This is a genomic window from Marinomonas foliarum (assembly GCF_003337275.1).
Classification (GTDB): Bacteria; Pseudomonadota; Gammaproteobacteria; order Pseudomonadales; family Marinomonadaceae; genus Marinomonas; species Marinomonas foliarum.
Genome location: NZ_QPJQ01000001.1, coordinates 123,684 through 140,217 on the forward strand (window position 1 = coordinate 123,684; position 16,534 = coordinate 140,217).

The following is a 16,534-nucleotide window of genomic DNA, read 5'->3' on the forward strand; positions in this document are numbered from 1 at the left end:
GATCTTAAAAAAGATCGTAGTTACTTAAGTCACCTTTCGGAATCATTTTGATGGTTTCGCTCTCTGTATCAAACAACAACACTGCTTCCCCGCTTCGCAACGACCGCAACGCTTGCTCGCGCTTCTGCGCGACCGATAGATCATAATCACCATAATCCGTGCCATCACGGGACACGATATCGTCCAAAATGGTTTCTAACGTATCTAGTGCTAACGAATCGTAAGGTATTAAAGTATCCAATTAGATCGCTCCATGTTGAGTGAGTAAGGCAATAACGCCCTCCTCATCAATAATAGGCACATCAAGAGACTGTGCTTTGGTAAGTTTAGAGCCCGCTTTTTCACCAGCCACTAAGCAATCTGTTTTCGCGGAGACAGAACCACTTACTTTTGCGCCCAACGCTTGCAGTTTGTCTTTAACCTGATCACGGCTAAACTGACTCAAAGAACCCGTAACAACGTAGGTTTTACCGGACAGTGGTAATTCATTCGCAGAGACTTGCTCTTTTTTTTCCCAAACAACCCCAGCCGCTAACAAACCCTTAATCGTTTCTCGGTTTAATTCTTGTTCAAAAAACAAACATACATGTTGAGCAACAATAGGGCCTACATCTTCGACTTCCACCAAACTTTCTTGATCCGCCGCCATCAAATCATCCAGCTCAGTAAAGTAACTGGTTAATGCTCGCGCCGTGGCTTCACCCACTTCACGAATACCTAGCGAATAGATAAAGCGATTAAATTGCGTGTTCTTTGCCGCCTCGATTGAAGCAAGAAGCTTCTCAACTGACTTTTGCCCCATTCGTTCCATAGACAATAAGGTGTCTTTTTTCTCGCTCAAGGTAAAAATATCAACAGGGGTTTTCACCAACTCTTGATCGACCAATTGCTCAATCAATTTGTCACCGAGACCGTCTATGTCCATAGCTTTACGAGAGACGAAGTGCTTTAAGGATTCTTTTAACTGCGCTCCACAAACCAAACCGCCAGTACAACGAATAACCGCTTCACCTTCAACCTGTTCCAAATCCGAACCACAAACTGGACAAGCTTCTGGAAAAATAGCATCCGTCACATCATCAGTACGCTTATCAATGACGACCTGAACCACCTTAGGAATAACATCCCCAGCGCGGTGAACAATTACAAAATCATTCACCTTTACGCCCAAGCGAGCAATCTCATCTTTGTTGTGCAAAGTGGCATTAGAGACTGTTACACCACCGACAAACACAGGCTCTAATCTAGCAACAGGCGTAATAGCGCCAGTACGACCCACTTGGAAATCAACACCCAACACTCTGGTCATCTCTTCTTGCGCAGGGAATTTCCTGGCTATCGCCCAACGTGGTGCTCGAGCAATAAAGCCCAGCTGACTCTGCAAGGCAATTTGATCCACTTTATAAACAATACCGTCTATGTCATAGGATAAATCTGCACGTTTTTCATTGAGCATTTCGTAATACTCAATGCAGCCTTGCGCGCCCTTAGCTTTTGCCATTAGGTCATTGGTACGAAAGCCCCACTCACTTAACTGCAGCAAACCTTCATAATGACTTGTCGGTTGATCCCAACCTTCGGCATAGCCAATCGAATAAGCACACATAACAAGTGGGCGTTTGGCCGTTATTTTTGGATCAAGCTGACGTAAGCTGCCCGCCGCCGCATTCCGAGGATTAACAAAAGTTTTTTCACCTTGCTCAACCGCCACTGCATTCAGCTTTTCAAAACCGTCTTTTGGCATGTAGATTTCGCCACGAACTTCTAATACTGCAGGTGGCGTATTAGTGCGTAACTTCATTGGCACAGAGTAAATAGTCTTTATATTCGAAGTGATATCTTCCCCAGACAAACCATCACCACGGGTCACGCCTCGAACTAAATGACCATCTTCATAACGCAAACTAATCGCCAAACCATCCAGTTTAGGTTCACAGCAATAGGTTACATGATCAGCATTAAGTAATTTACGAATACGCTGATCAAAATCAGACAAGGAGTCGTTATCAAAGGCATTGTCTAAAGACAACATAGGCACAGTATGAGCCACGTTGTTAAAACCGCTGTCTGGCTTTTCGCCAACACGTTGAGTTGGTGAATCGGCTTGAATCCAGTCTGGGTGTGCGGTTTCTACCTCTTGAAGCTGACGATATATGCGGTCATATTCTGCGTCAGGTACGATTGGCGCATCTTTTACATGGTAGGCATAGCTGTAGTCGTTAAGCTGCTGAATCAGGTCCAGCATTTGCTGATGCGTCATGTTTGTCTCTTGGGTCATATTATAAATAAACTCGAATTGAATTCTTCTAGCTGGTCTAAAGCAACCAAGGCCCCTTAGGGCCTTGGTCTTATTACTGTTTGTTGCGCATTAACCGGCGGCGCTCAAAATCGCGTATTCGCTGACGACAGTGAGCAATGGTTTGCTCACTCATTGGACTACGTCGTTCATCGCGCAGCTCTCCACCCAAGTTACGCACTAAAGTTTGAGCGGTTTCTAGCATGAAATCAAAGGCTTTCATGCTGTTTTTTGGACCAGGCAATCCCATAAAGAAGCTTACACCCGGGCAGTCATTTTCCCCCATTGTATCTAGATCAAACGTACCTGGCTCAATGGCATTCGCCATACTGAACTGTACTCGACCACGGTCGAAGCCGTCTTCATGGCGATGAAAAATATCCATTTCACCATAGCGCATGCCGCAATTTAGAATCAGCTGAAGTAATTCCATTCCCGAAAAGCTTTCATTTTCTGGAGCAAAAATATTGATAACGATGACCTCTTCGATTTCAGCAACATCATTGTCTTCTTGCTCATCGTCTTCTTCAAGAACACTATTTGGTGTTACCTGGTCGATATCGACTTCAGAATAATTGCGCTCGTAGTCTTCATGTATTTCAGAATCATCAGCTTCATAGGACTCATCTCTGGAGAAGTCTAAATCAAGTTCATCCTGCTCGTAATCTTGCTCATAGAAGCCATCATCAGAATAATTTTGTTCTGATACAGCCGAGTCGCCAAAGTCACGCTCAGGTACTAATGAGGCAAGCTCATCAAGATACATATCTTCACCACGATGCATTTCTGGGCCAGAGTCCACTTTATGGGGAACATCGGTTAGCGGCTGCTTTGCAGTCTTCCTAGCATTTTCAAACGCGTTGCTAATCGGATCTTGTAAGCCTGTGTCTCGTTCATTCGCAGACACCTTACTGTAACCAACAGGCGATCTTTTGCTCAGTATCTCGTCATCGTCTGATTCATCAAAATCAGTAAAATCACTTTCAGTTTGAGAAAGTTCATTGCCTTTTTTATATCGACGAAATCCATCTATAAGAATAACGACAATAATGACGACCCCTATTAAGATCAGCCACTCACGTAAGCTAAATTCCATTGCATATTCCGAATTGCATCAATTAATGTTGACCGTATTATCAAACGAAGCGGCTTAGGATTCAATTATAAGGCTACGTTGATTACGAAAATCTCGTTACGATTTACCAATAAACCCTGTTTCGTACCAATAATTTGGCCTTTTGTCAGATCGTCGTCATTTATGTTCGCTAACTTAATGACTAAATCCACCTCATCGGCTTCTGCCAACGTAGTCGTTGGCATCAAGGCATCAAGATTAGTTAACAAAACTGGCTGATCTAAATCTTCTGGATATATTCTTTTTATAGCAATGGGCATAGTCTGCCCTCTCAATACTGCGTACACCAGTAAGACATCGTCCTGATGCCAGCGAATCTCCCTTGCATCCCAATTGATCTTTACTACTAGCTGATCAGTAATAATAGGCGCAACCTGCTGATAACCAATTCTACCTAGGTCACGCGCCTTGCCTATTGCCGATAGCAACGCTAAACGCTCTTGAGAATGCCCACTGTAGCGAATCGCTTCTTGCCAAGCCAATACCGCGCCCAAATAGTTTTGCTGTGCAAATTCAGCCACACCTTTTAAATCCAGTGCAGTGGGCTGAGTCGGTGCGACCTGAAGCACAGCATCCACAACTTTTAGCATTTTGTCCGAGCTTTGACCACCATTCGCATAAAAAACAGCCTGTGCGTACTCAACCAACAAGTTCACACGGTTTTCAGCGTTTTTCGGCAGTTTTTCTAATGCCGTTTCAAAAGCTACTACAGCATTTTGGTATTGTTCTGCACTAAGATAGTCGTTTGCAAGATAATACCAATCTTCCACTCTGTCATAACGTTCGCTACGATAGATTAAAAAATCGGTTATTTTCTCAGGCGTTAACTTTTGCGTTTGCAAATCTTGTGTAAAAATCACCTCTTTTGAATAGCCTATCTGCTCATAAAGACTAACACTTCCTAAAACAGCAACAATCATTACCCCCAACATAGACCAACGAGCAAAAGAGGTGTCCGTTGAAAAAGAGGGTTGTTTTTTGCTTCCGACAACACGTGCCTCATGATCGATATCAAGCAAAAGCTGTGCTGCCTCACTAGCAGTTAAGCGACCAGCTTCTTGCTCTTGAGCGATCTCATCTCGACGCACCGAAGCAAATGACTGACTATCTTGGCCCTCTCTATCACCACGACAATTATCAGAACGATGATTCAGCGAACCAAATAGGTACACTAAACTCAAGGCTATCAGACAGGCCATGACCATATACGCAATCATCATAAAGCTCTTCCTCGTCGTTGACGGTTCGACATCAACACTGCCACAAAGGCCAAAATACCTATCCCAAGCAGGATAAACGGCCCGTACCAAAGCAGAAAAGTGGCCGAAGAGTGCTGTGGTCGGTACAAAACAAAAGTGCCATAACGCGCAACCATATAATCAACAATTTCTTGATCCGTTTTACCCTGCTCAATTAATTGATGGATCAACTCCCTCAGATCAACAGCAATGCCAGAGTTTGAGTCCGCCAAATTTTGGTTCTGACATTTAGGGCAACGTAGTTCTTCGACTAGGCTTTGGTAACGGGTTTTATTCAACTCTGAACTAAACAGCATTTGCTCTTGGGCAAAAGCCGACAAGGAAATCAACATCACCACATTTAGGAAAACACCTTTCACTAACATCATTTCATGTACTCTTTAATGTTAGGCCAGTTCACAGCATTAACCACGCCTTGATGTCGATAAACCACCACTCCAGAGCTATCAACAACAAAGGTTTCAGGGGCACCTGTCACGCCCATATCCACGCCAAAGTTACCTATTTCATCCATTAATACCACTTGGTAAGGATTGCCTTTTTGCTCTAACCATTGCTTCGCGGGTGGTTGCTGATCTTTGTAATCGACCCCAATGATAGGAACACCAGAACTGGCTAACTCCATCAAAAATGGATGTTCAACATGACACGCAGGACACCAAGTGCCCCAAAAATTAATAAGATAAGGACCCACAGGCAAATCGTCTTTGCTATAAACTTGATCATCTTGCAAAGACACCAATGTGAACTCTGGTAATGTTTTTCCAATTAATGCGGAGGGCATATATTGTGTATCTTTGCCAAGCTGAAGATATAAAACAGCACCTAATACCAAAAAAAACACGAATGGAATAAAAAGCAAAAATTTACGCATCGTTAGCCCCCTGCCCGTTTTCGATAACGTTTATCCAGTGCGGCCAATAAACCGCCCGCCATCATCAACAAACCACCAAGCCAAATCCAACGAACAAAGGACTTTACGTAAATTCGGACACCCCATGCAGAACCATCAAGCCTTTCACCTAGAGAAACGTATAAGTCACGAGTAAAACCAGCATCCAACGCAGCTTCAGTCATTACTTGCTGACGAGTTGTAAAGAAACGCTTTTCAGGATAAAGAACTGCAACGGCTTCCCCTGATTTATATGCCGTAAATTGCCCTTTATTTGATACATAATTAGGCCCATCGACTTGCTCCATGCTATCAAACATAAAATCATAACCTGCCACCGTCGCGTTATCCCCAGGAGACAATCGCAGCATTGACTCATGACTGTTTACGCTAACCAATACAATCCCCACCAAGGAAACGACCATACCAAGATGCGCAAATAACATGCCATAGTAATTTCTTGGTAATTGACGAGCACGAGGAATAATACCTTTTGTTCCCGCAGAGACTTTACCAAACCAATCTGCACAAGATAAGAACACTACCCAAAATGCCACAGCCAAACTAAGCCAAGCGATAAAACCAAACCCGTAATAATAAACAACCAAGCCTGCCGATAAGATAGCGATAAACGCTGAGGTAGAACAAACCTTAGCAAACACACTAAATTTCGTATGGTGCCATTTAGACAAAGGCCCTACCGCCATAAATACCATCAGCAGCAGCGCAATTGGCGTGAACACACTATTAAAATACGGCGCTCCCACTGATATTTTTCCTAAGTTTAAGGCGTCAAATATCAATGGATACAAGGTGCCCAACAAAACGGTCAACGTCAGAACCGTCAGTAGAATATTATTCAACAATAACCAAGCTTCTCGTCCCGAAGCCCCAAAGGAAACGCTCGAACGCACCTCGACTGCACGGACGGCATACAGCAATAAACTGCCACCCACGAGCACCAATAGTAAAACGAGAATAAAAATACCGCGAGTCGGATCGGCCGCAAAAGAGTGCACCGAGGTTAGTACACCAGAGCGAACCAAAAACGCACCAAGCAACGAAAGACTAAAAGTAAAAATCGCCAGTAGGATAGTCCAGCTTTTGAATACACCACGCTTTTCTGTAACAGCAAGGGAATGCAGCAACGCAGTTCCCGCTAACCAAGGCATAAACGAAGCATTTTCTACTGGATCCCAAAACCACCAGCCACCCCAACCTAATTCGTAATAAGCCCACCAGCTACCCAGCGTAATTCCTAAGGTCAAAAACGCCCACGACGCTGCGGTCCAGGGCCTTGCCCAACGCGCCCAAGACGCATTTAAATTCCCAGTAATTAGCGCTGCCACGGCAAAGCCGAATGCCACAGAGAACCCCACGTACCCCATATACAAAACAGGAGGGTGGACAATCAGCCCAAAATCTTGCAACAAAGGATTCAGGTCTCCACCATCCACAGGAGTATCAGGCAGTAAGCGCGCAAAAGGCGAAGACGTAAAAAGCAAAAAGGATAAAAAACCTAGACTAACCATGCCTAGCACAGATAACACCACAGGGCCGACATCCTCTGGCAAGGTTTTTATCTTGAACGCTACGACAGAACACCAACCAGACAATATCAACACCCAGAGCAACAGTGACCCTTCATGCCCCCCCCACAAAGCACTAAATTTATACCAAACAGGCAACTGGCTATTGGAGTTTTGGGCCACATACAGCACAGAGAAATCGTCACTTAAAAATGACCAACTTAGTGTAATAAAGCTTACCAACACCAACGCAGACATAATAAAAGTCAGTGGGCGTGCTGCTTCCAGCAAAAGACGATTTCCTCTCCAATAACCAATCAGGGGGACAGAAGCGAGCGATAGAGCAAAAAACAACGACAATATCAGAGAAAATTGACCAATTTCAGGGAACATAAACAGCCTAAATTAATAAGTAGATTGCGAGCTTGCTTTACTCTCACCCATCGAGCTTTGGGCATTCTTCACAGCCTCAGACACTTCCGGAGGCATATATTTTTCATCATGTTTCGCCAAAACTTCAGTAGCTATAAAAACACCGCCATCATTTAATTGACCTTGGGCAACAATTCCCTGACCTTCTCTAAATAGGTCTGGCAAAATACCACGGTATTCGATGGTGACTGTGTGCTGATAATCAGTCGCTTCAAACACAACTGCCAAGGTTTCAGGATTACGCTTTACACTGCCATCCACCACCAGACCACCCGCTCGTATATTGACATGACGTGGAGCTTCTCCCATGGCTATTTGGGACGGTGAATAAAACAAATTGATATTTTGCTGAAGAGCATACATGACTAGCGTCACCGCAGCGCCCAATATCAATACAATAGCGGTTATGACTAACAGACGCTTTTTTCTAACTGGATGCATTATAGCGTTTGATTCCTCATAAAGCGTTTACGTAACCGATCGCGTGTTTTTCGACGTGTGGATAAGGTATCCCAAATCAACCACGTTAATGCCAAAGAACTAAAGCCATAAACAGACCAAACATAGAGTCCGTGAGCGCCCATCGCCAAAAAATCATTCAAATTATTAAAGGCCACGCTTCATCACCTCTTCTCTCACCCAACTCGATCTATACTCACGCTTTAATATTTCAGACTGCATTCGCCAAAGAACCAAGCCAGCCATCAAAAAATACATGCAAATCGCGCAAACAAGCAATGGTAGCCACATCTCAGAAGGCATCTCAGGTTTTTTAGTGAGCGTAAACGTCGGCCCTTGGTGAAGAGTTTCTAACAACACGACAGAGTACTTAATAATGGGCAAATTAATTAATCCCACAACACTAATCACAGCTACCGCTTTATTGGCTAAAACTTGGTCGTCTAAGGCCTTTTGCAGCACAATAATTCCCATATAGAGAAAAAACAACACCAATACAGAGGTCAGCCTTGCATCCCAGACCCACCAAGTCCCCCACGTCGGTTTCCCCCAAATAGCGCCAGAAACCAACGCTATCAAGGCCATTACCGCGCCAATCGGTGCCATTGCCTTAATAAAGATAGGCGCAATTTTCATCCGCCAAACAAGAAACACAAAGCCGGCAACACCTAATGCGAAATAACACGATTGCGCGAGCATCGCCACTGGTACATGCATATAGATGATTCTAAAGCTGTTACCCTGTTGATAATCCGCCGGAGCAAATACTAGGCCCCATATAAGACCAACAATAAGACCAACACAGCCCACAGCAAATAAAGGCAAAGCCCACGCTTTAGAGCGATGGAAAAACCATTTGGGTGAACCCAATTTATGAAACCACGTCCAGTTCATCAGCTTGCACTCGCTTTGATCGCAATCGCCGTCATAAAAGGCGATATAACTAAAGACAACAGAGACATGGCCGACAACAGCGCTAACTGACCAGAATACGGTAAATTGGCTTCGGCTGCTTGTATCGCTAATGTCGAAAAAATAATTACTGGCAAATAAAACGGTAAAATAAGCAACATGACCAACATGGCACCTTGCCTTAAAGAAACAGTCAATGCGGCACCAATCACACCGATTAAAAATAAGCTTGGTGTTCCCAGTAGGAACGTCATAATCAACACCCAAAAACTTGACTCAGGTAAAAACAACATCTCACTCAACAACGGCATTATGCCCAACAAAGGCAATAGAAAAGCCAACCATTGTGCAACCACTTTAAGCAATATAAGCGCGGGAAGAGAAAGACCACTGACGACCCATTGCTCCAAAGAGCCATCACGAAAATCTTCTTTGAACATCCCCTCTACGGCCATCAATATAGCTAATACTGCCGCACACCAAATAATGCCGCCCGCAGCAGAAGCTAAAAACTCAGGCGAAGAACTGACTCCAATAGGAAACAAAGTAACGGCGATAATAAAAAACAACAGAACGTTAATAACATCTTGCTTACGACGCCATATCAGCAAAAATTCCGAAACTAAAAAAGAAGTATACGTCATGACAACAAAGCCACATCACGACAAGATAAAGAACGTAAATCCTGATGGGTGGTTAACACGACCAAACCACCGGACGACACATGTAACTGAATACGCTCTTCTAATAGAGCAATAGCTCCGACATCTAATGAAGCAAAGGGTTCATCTAGTAACCAGAGTGTTTTCTCAGTTAACCATAAACGCGCCAAAGCCACTCGGCGCAACTGTCCTGCGGATAATGTCCTCACTAATGCATCAATATGATCCAGCAGATCCAATTGCTTCAGCACAGTGTCTAATGTCTCTGGAGACACATCAGGACAATAACAGCGAATATTCTCAGCTACCGTAAGCAGGTTTTTGACACCTACCGAATGGCCAATATAAATAGCATCTTGCTGTAACGGATTTCTATCTAAGGTGACATCTTCGCCCGAATAAACGATTTTCCCTTCAAGAGGAGAGATGACACCTACAATGACTTTCAACAAAGAACTCTTACCAGCACCGTTCTCCCCTAAAATACGCACAACCTCTCCAGATTGAGCAGAAAAAGAAAAGTCTTTGCATAGATCTCTCTCCCCTCGTTCTATCCAAAGGCCAGATATTGTTAAAGAAACAGAAGATTGCAAAAGATTTACCTAATTCGGCCGATATGAAAGCCAAGGTTACCATTCTTTGGCTACGCTGTTTATCTATACTGCTTAACGATATGGTTTCGTTAAGCAAAGAGTTAAGACATTATATGAGAACCGTTCCTAAAAGAACAAACTGATCGGTGCTCACATCACATTTTATAGGCAGGCGACATGATCTCTGACATACAATCTATGATAAATGCTTCATCCGGTAAGCAGAGTAACGCCAACATCAATAGCAATAGCAATAGTACAGTAGGAAATTCAGCCACTCTTGCGAAATTAATCGGTGAAATAAAATTAATAGAAAGCCTAAGCTTAATTAAATTTCAGGGCAGCGAGTTGCTGAACTTTCAAGGCAAACCAGCACAACTGTTATTTGCAACCGGCACGCAACATCCATTCACCTTAATAAATACTGGCACACCGATCGATATTAGCGACATTCAAAACGCAAAATTAAATAGAACCAACTTGCAGCAAGCATCGCTATCTATCCCTTTAGAAAATTCGTCAAATAAAACGGTTACGAACCCAAGCGCTTCTACTTTTAAGCAAGCTGATAACCTTATGCTAGCGTCTCGTGTTGTCAATTTAACCGTCACTTCAGGGACGCTCACTTTACCTGCGACACCAAACAATCAAACCACTACGACGACTATGCCGCCAGCTAATACGCAAGGTGCAGCTACACAATCCACAACATCAAATCAAGCCACAGCAAGCAATCAAATCGTGACCACAAACCAAACGATAAGCACTCCAACCATAAGCACTCAACCTACAATAAATGCTCCATTGCCACCTGCCACCACGGTACAACAATCCACAACAACACAGGTGGGAGCTTCCAACCCTCAAGTCGCAACAGTCTCAGATGGAAATACCGAGTTTCCTATTTTGAGCCAAACGCCACTAAAAAAAGGCGATGTCGTTCGAGTCATGGTTGATGCCAATAACAACCTACAAGTACTGCCAACAAAAGCGAGCGCCTCAGCTACCCCTTCTACCCAAGTGGAAGCTCTTAAACAGAGCCTTCCAAGACAACTTTCGCTCACAGACATGTCTCAACTTGTAAAACAATTACACACTCTTAACGAGACATCATCTGCAAACCTACCGCCACAAACGCAACAAGCTTTAAAACAGCTCATACAAAATTTTCCGACACTAGGTGCGCTCACCACTTCGCCTGATGCAATGAAGCAAGCCATTCAGACCAGTGGCGTATTTTCAGAGTCTTTACTGGCTAGTGACAGCAAAGCTCAACTCCCTGCAGACATAAAGCTCAACTTATCTCGTCTAAAAGAGGCTCAAGAAAATACTGGAGCACTGCGACTTGGAAGCATTACTACAGAACAAATTGCGAATGCTATTGAGCGTATTACTACCAGCCAATTACGACATTTTTCAGATCCAAACCAAATCACCACACCGACCTATCCACTGCATATAGAACTACCAATTAAAAACGGTCAAAATCCAAGTTTTGTTCAAATAGAAATAAACAAAGATGCAAGCAGTGAAGAACAATCAAAACAAGACAGGCGCTGGCTGGTAAAACTAAAATTTGACTTTGAGGAAACTGGCAGATTTGATGCGCGAGCCAGTATTCAGGCGAACAAAGTTGGTGTTTTATTTGCGGCTGAAGATCCAGACACAGTGCAGAAATTACAGAAAAACATGTCTCTATTGAAGCAACAGTTAACTGACAAAGATATTGAAGTGGAAAGATTAGACGCCTTTCAGGCAAAACTAGATAAAGAAAAAGCCAATGCGCTTAAAACACAATCTTTAATAGATGTGAGGACCTAATGCAAAAAGCCGTCGCTTTAAAATATGACTTTAGCGCAGCACCAAAAGTGATCGCTAAAGGGAGTGGATTACTGGCGGAAAAAATAATGTCGGTCGCCAAAGAAAATGACGTCTTGCTACACCAAAGTCCTGAACTTGTAGAAATGCTCAGTACTTTGGAGTTAGGAGAGGAAATACCTGAATCATTGTATCTTGCTGTTGCAGAAGTTATCGCTTTTGCACACAAAATCAAAGACCATCAGTGGTAATCTGAATTACGGTGGGACTCTTGTTTTAACAAGCTGATCAGCTCAGCCTCAGCACGGATCAAGCCACATTTAGACACCAAGTCATCAATAGTTGCCCCCATTTCCAAAAGCTCCATAGCGCGATTGTATGAGACACCGCCTTCTTTTGATAAAATCTCAGATTGCTTTTCAACAGCCAAATTCAGTTTTTTCTCAATGGCAACTAAACGACGACCCATACCAATAGAGCCTGAAGCAAGTACTTGCACCTGCTTTTTTTGATTAGATTCAGCCTCGGCATGCTGAAGCTTCATTCGCGCCAATCGTTTTGAAAGTCCATACGCCCAAACAACCACCGCGATCAGAATCGCAAACTGCAGCATTAATAAGAGGTTAAATAACCATTGAGATTCCATCTAGTACAACAACCTTAAATTACATTGACCCAACTTCAGACCACTCATTTTCAGATAACAATTTATCCAAATCAACCAGAATAAGTAAAATGTCATTTTTATGACAAACACCCTGGATAAATTTAGATGATTCATCGTTACCTACATTTGGTGATGGCTCAATCTCTGATTGACGCAAATAAACCACTTCAGAAACAGCATCAACAAGTATTCCGATCACATGCCCTTCGACCTCAAGAATCATGATACGAGTCGCATCAGTGATTTCACCAGAAGGCAGGCCAAACCGTTGACAAGTATCAATCACAGTCACAACCGTGCCACGCAAATGGATAATACCTAATACAAAATTAGGTGCACCAGGTACGGGAGCAATCTCAGAGTAACGCAAAACTTCCTTCACTTGCATAACATTTACACCATAGATTTCATCTTCTAGGCGGAATGTTACCCATTGCAACATTGGATCTTCTGATTGGTTTGCGCTTTTTAGCGCGATGCTAGTTGCCATTATTCATCTCCAAAGATCAAAAATGATCATTACAATTATTTAAGCGCGCCTTTAAACCCATTTTTAGGGTCGTCCAACAATTCAATGAAACCCTGTACATCAAGTATGGCACACATATGATCAATTACAGTACCTGCAAGCCAAGGTCTTTTACTTCTATCACTTCGCCATTTAACCTGAGAAGGTTCAAGCGTAATAGCTTCGGCAACACGTTCACAAGCCACCCCCCAATCCGAACGATCAAGCTGAATAACAAACTTAAAACGCTCTTTTAGATCGCCTTCATAATGATTAGGCATAACCCATAAAGCGGTATCGACCGTACGAAGATTAAAATCACCGACATTCGCGACGCCCATAAACCAGTCTGGCTGACCAAATATGGATGTTAGCTTGTCACTGCCACTTTGGAAGATTCCCCCAAGCTCAACAAGAGGAACCGCCATTTTCAGGCCACCAACATAAAACAACAAGCATTCGAACCGACCCGTTGCCCAAGGCAAAGGATCCGTTTTCGAAATTTTACTAACTGGCTCTGGCTCTGGCTCTGGCTCTGGCTCTGGCTCTGGCTCTGGCTCTGGCTCTGGCTCTGGCTCTGGCTCTGGCTCTGGCTCTGGCTCTGGCTCTGGCTCTGGCTCTGGCTCTGGCTCTGGCTCTGGCTCTGGCTCTGGCTCTGGCTCTGGCTCTGGCTCTGGCTCTGGCTCTGGCTCTGGCTCTGGCTCAATAATACTTGGTGCAATGTCATCTTTAGGCAAGTCTGTTTCGTGATTGGAGATAGCCTGTTCAAAGTCTTTGAAAGAGGCATCAAGTGACAATAAATCTTCATCACTTAATTCCGACTCAGGACCTTCTGAGGCCGCGCTCTCTAATTCTGCTGACTCAGCAACATCTTCACTCACTGATTCCGTGGTAGCATCTTGTAGAAGGTCGTCAAGGTAGCGCTGTAAAGCTACTTGAGGGCCAATCATATTCTGCTCTTTGTTCTTTGTATCTTTCATAAGCTGTTACTATCCCGCTGGGTTCAGCAAAGAATCCTTCAGACTTGCATAAGCCTTAATTCCTCGGGCATTAGGATCTAGAGCTGAAGGCGCTATACCTGCTGTACTGGCATCTCTTAACTTTGTGTCTACAGGAATAACAGAATGCCAAACTAACTCTTCGTAAGTATCCTTTAGGTTTCTGAGGCTTTTATTAGAGGCTTGAGTACGTCGATCAAAAAGAGTAGGAACAATTAAAAATGGTACTGGTCGCTTTCTTGCGCGGTTTATCATCGTCAATGTTCTCACCATGCGCTCTAACCCTTTAATGGCCAGAAACTCGGTTTGAACTGGAATAACAAGCTGTTGACAAGCCGCTAACGCATTAATCATTAATACACCAAGCACTGGAGGGCTATCGATTAACACATAATCGTAATCATCCCATAATATAGCTAGGGTTTTCGAAATAACTAACCCCATACCACCTTGTGACTGAGCATGGCGCTCTAACGTTGCCAGGGCTGTAGAAGCAGGCAAAAGTGATAAGTTGGGGTGGCCAGTCTCCAAAATAAGTGAAGCCGGCAAATCTGCAGGGATCTTTCCTGTCGTTTGAAAAAGGCTATAAGCACTTTTTTCAATTGAATCCGGATCAAAGCGAAAATAGCTCGTCAAAGAGCCATGGGGATCAAGATCTATCATTAATACCCGATTTCCGGCATCCGCTAACAAGCCTGCCAAAGAAACTACCGTAGTCGTTTTGCCAACGCCGCCTTTTTGATTCGCCACTGCCCAAATGTGCACTCTGACTCCCCTGATACCCTATGCTATTATTTTGCTTACGATTTCCTTGCAATCATATACAGTAATACACTACTGAAACAAGTAATCATGCAGATTATCAGCGTTACGCTTACTAATTCGTAAAATTACACGGCGATTTTGCTGGCGAGCATAGTCATTTGTGTTTCTCACTTTAGGATGTTCGCTAGAAAAGCCGATTGGTGCAATCATTTCTGAATTCACGCCTCTGTAAACTAACTCGTCCACAACTGAAGAGGAACGTAGGCTAGACAAGTGCCAATTCGAGACTAAGCGCCTTGAATTAACAGGTAAATCATCAGTATTACCTTCTACTAATATTACTGAAGGGTATGCCTTAAGGATATCAGCCACTAGAATCAACAAAGCAACAGCTTCATTCGTCAGTTCATATTCACCTTGTCCAAATAATAGACCAGACTTCAACTCTAGACTCACCCAATCCGCGGATTCAGTAACGGATATCTGACCTGTAGCATGTAAACCTGAAAACTGATTCTCTACAACTTGACTAAGCAAAGAGTAAACCGCAGAGGATGTATTTTCTTCAATAGTAGGGATAGCGGCGGGAATCGGCTTGACTTCAACCATTTCAGTGTCTTTCGGCTCACCAATAATAGGCTCACCAATATTGATTGGCTTAATAGACTTCTGAACAGCGTCAAATACGCCTTGTAGCGTTTCTTTTAAACGCGCCTCATCTCCAGAATTTTTCAATGAGAGAGAGTACAGGGCAACGAAGAAAGCAAAGAGAAGAGTAATAAAGTCAGCATAAGATAGTATCCACCTGTCACGTCCTTGCGTAGCCTTAGCTGATGACTTAGTCACCACCCGACGACGCTTAGACACTCTAGACGAATTATCACTCATAAGCGTTCAGTTCAAGCTCTAGTCGATATGGATGCTTCCCTATGGCAATACCACAAATACCATCAATGAGCAGTTGATGATAAAGAAGTTCTTTATCCACGTAGCCAGTTAGCTTTTTAACGATGGGAAAGATCACCAAATTTGCAAACCCCTGACCGTATAGCGTTGACACGAAAGCAACCGCGATACCATGCCCTAATGCCTCAGGGCTGTCTAAATTCGCCATAGCTTGAATCAAACCAAGAACTGATCCCATAATGCCTAGGGTTGGTGCGTATCCTCCGATAGACTCAATAAAGGAGATACTTCTCATTCTTTTATCATAAATTCTAACTGCGTCATCATGCAATCGGTCAGCTAATAAATCTGGATCCGTCCCATCAATGGCCATTTGTAGAGCTCTACTAGAAAATTTACTTCCCAGCATTTCGACATCAGACTCTAAAGCAAGCAAAGAAAGGCGGCGCGCTTTGTGCGCTAGATTATTTAAAGAGGATCTTGCAGAGTTAAAATCATAAACAGGAGGGAACAGGCTCCATTTAATTAAAGCTAAAGCACGAACAGCTTCTTGAATGCTACTTTGAATTAATGTGGCGCCAATACTACCAATAACAACAATAATAGCTGATGGTAAATTAAGGAGGAGAATAACTTCCCCTCCTCCTAACCAGTTAGCTAGCAGCACTGAACTAAAGGCGATTAACAGTCCTGCTAAAGTCAC

At 43.5% G+C, this 16,534-nt stretch carries 19 protein-coding genes and 1 pseudogene; 2 read left to right on the forward strand and 18 right to left on the reverse strand.

Translation table 11 applies throughout. From position 1 onward, the window contains the following. Window positions 1–4 precede the first annotated feature (4 nt). The 12 genes and pseudogenes from DFP77_RS00600 to ccmA form a co-directional block, all read right to left on the reverse strand. Entirely contained in the window at window positions 5–241 is a 237-nt protein-coding gene (locus DFP77_RS00600) for a YheU family protein (RefSeq protein WP_114410366.1), read from the reverse strand. Beyond that, a complete protein-coding gene (gene ligA, locus DFP77_RS00605; RefSeq protein ID WP_114410367.1) occupies window positions 242–2,260 on the reverse strand; it encodes an NAD-dependent DNA ligase LigA in 2,019 nt (672 codons plus the stop codon). It abuts the gene before it with no gap. A gap of 91 nt (window positions 2,261–2,351) precedes the next feature. Then, window positions 2,352–3,392 (reverse strand): cell division protein ZipA, encoded by a 1,041-nt coding sequence (zipA, locus tag DFP77_RS00610; RefSeq protein ID WP_114410368.1) that lies wholly within the window; start codon window positions 3,390–3,392, stop codon window positions 2,352–2,354. A 65-nt stretch (window positions 3,393–3,457) separates the two neighbouring features. Next, entirely contained in the window at window positions 3,458–4,651 is a 1,194-nt protein-coding gene (locus DFP77_RS00615) for a tetratricopeptide repeat protein (RefSeq protein ID WP_258860956.1), read from the reverse strand. Next, window positions 4,648–5,058: a cytochrome c-type biogenesis protein gene (locus tag DFP77_RS00620; protein WP_114410369.1), complete on the reverse strand. Its 411-nt coding sequence runs from the start codon at window positions 5,056–5,058 to the stop codon at window positions 4,648–4,650. Before DFP77_RS00620 ends, DFP77_RS00615 begins: the two co-directional genes overlap by 4 nt. Next, window positions 5,055–5,564: a DsbE family thiol:disulfide interchange protein gene (locus DFP77_RS00625; RefSeq protein ID WP_114410370.1), complete on the reverse strand. Its 510-nt coding sequence runs from the start codon at window positions 5,562–5,564 to the stop codon at window positions 5,055–5,057. The genes DFP77_RS00620 and DFP77_RS00625 overlap by 4 nt, the downstream gene beginning before the upstream one ends. A gap of 2 nt (window positions 5,565–5,566) precedes the next feature. Beyond that, window positions 5,567–7,504: a heme lyase CcmF/NrfE family subunit gene (locus DFP77_RS00630; RefSeq protein WP_114410371.1), complete on the reverse strand. Its 1,938-nt coding sequence runs from the start codon at window positions 7,502–7,504 to the stop codon at window positions 5,567–5,569. A 12-nt stretch (window positions 7,505–7,516) separates the two neighbouring features. Beyond that, window positions 7,517–7,984 (reverse strand): cytochrome c maturation protein CcmE, encoded by a 468-nt coding sequence (gene ccmE, locus DFP77_RS00635; RefSeq protein WP_114410372.1) that lies wholly within the window; start codon window positions 7,982–7,984, stop codon window positions 7,517–7,519. Beyond that, the gene (gene ccmD, locus DFP77_RS00640; RefSeq protein ID WP_114410373.1) at window positions 7,984–8,160 is read right to left on the reverse strand and encodes a heme exporter protein CcmD; all 177 of its coding nucleotides are present in this window, start codon (window positions 8,158–8,160) and stop codon (window positions 7,984–7,986) included. Before ccmD ends, ccmE begins: the two co-directional genes overlap by 1 nt. Then, window positions 8,150–9,007: pseudogene (locus DFP77_RS00645) on the reverse strand (heme ABC transporter permease); the annotation flags it as partial. The gene ccmD and the pseudogene DFP77_RS00645, both read right to left, overlap by 11 nt. Continuing rightward, window positions 8,896–9,558, reverse strand: coding sequence for a heme exporter protein CcmB (ccmB, locus tag DFP77_RS00650; protein WP_114410375.1), 663 nt, complete (start codon window positions 9,556–9,558; stop codon window positions 8,896–8,898). The pseudogene DFP77_RS00645 and the gene ccmB, both read right to left, overlap by 112 nt. Continuing rightward, window positions 9,555–10,169: a cytochrome c biogenesis heme-transporting ATPase CcmA gene (gene ccmA / locus DFP77_RS00655; protein ID WP_114410376.1), complete on the reverse strand. Its 615-nt coding sequence runs from the start codon at window positions 10,167–10,169 to the stop codon at window positions 9,555–9,557. The genes ccmB and ccmA overlap by 4 nt, the downstream gene beginning before the upstream one ends. Window positions 10,170–10,346: 177 nt before the next feature. Here ccmA and fliK point away from each other — a divergent pair, with 177 nt between their 5' ends. Next, complete coding sequence (gene fliK / locus DFP77_RS00660) at window positions 10,347–11,990, forward strand: flagellar hook-length control protein FliK (protein WP_114410377.1); 1,644 nt, start codon at window positions 10,347–10,349, stop codon at window positions 11,988–11,990. Next, window positions 11,990–12,238 carry an EscU/YscU/HrcU family type III secretion system export apparatus switch protein gene (locus tag DFP77_RS00665; RefSeq protein WP_110575565.1) on the forward strand — a complete coding sequence of 83 codons (249 nt, stop codon included), beginning with the start codon at window positions 11,990–11,992 and terminating at the stop codon, window positions 12,236–12,238. Before fliK ends, DFP77_RS00665 begins: the two co-directional genes overlap by 1 nt. Here DFP77_RS00665 and DFP77_RS00670 read toward each other — a convergent pair. The 6 genes from DFP77_RS00670 to DFP77_RS00695 form a co-directional block, all read right to left on the reverse strand. Further along, window positions 12,229–12,633 (reverse strand): DUF2802 domain-containing protein, encoded by a 405-nt coding sequence (locus DFP77_RS00670; protein ID WP_114410378.1) that lies wholly within the window; start codon window positions 12,631–12,633, stop codon window positions 12,229–12,231. The two genes, DFP77_RS00665 and DFP77_RS00670, sit on opposite strands and share 10 nt — an antisense overlap. Before the next feature lie 19 nt (window positions 12,634–12,652). After that, complete coding sequence (locus DFP77_RS00675) at window positions 12,653–13,144, reverse strand: chemotaxis protein CheW (RefSeq protein WP_114410379.1); 492 nt, start codon at window positions 13,142–13,144, stop codon at window positions 12,653–12,655. A 35-nt stretch (window positions 13,145–13,179) separates the two neighbouring features. Further along, window positions 13,180–14,142 (reverse strand): chemotaxis protein CheW, encoded by a 963-nt coding sequence (locus tag DFP77_RS00680; RefSeq protein WP_114410380.1) that lies wholly within the window; start codon window positions 14,140–14,142, stop codon window positions 13,180–13,182. Between the two features lie 9 nt (window positions 14,143–14,151). Beyond that, window positions 14,152–14,925 carry a ParA family protein gene (locus tag DFP77_RS00685; protein ID WP_114410381.1) on the reverse strand — a complete coding sequence of 258 codons (774 nt, stop codon included), beginning with the start codon at window positions 14,923–14,925 and terminating at the stop codon, window positions 14,152–14,154. Between the two features lie 69 nt (window positions 14,926–14,994). Continuing rightward, window positions 14,995–15,813, reverse strand: coding sequence for an OmpA family protein (locus DFP77_RS00690; protein WP_114410382.1), 819 nt, complete (start codon window positions 15,811–15,813; stop codon window positions 14,995–14,997). Then, window positions 15,806–16,534: a motility protein A gene (locus tag DFP77_RS00695; RefSeq protein ID WP_239543981.1), complete on the reverse strand. Its 729-nt coding sequence runs from the start codon at window positions 16,532–16,534 to the stop codon at window positions 15,806–15,808. Before DFP77_RS00695 ends, DFP77_RS00690 begins: the two co-directional genes overlap by 8 nt.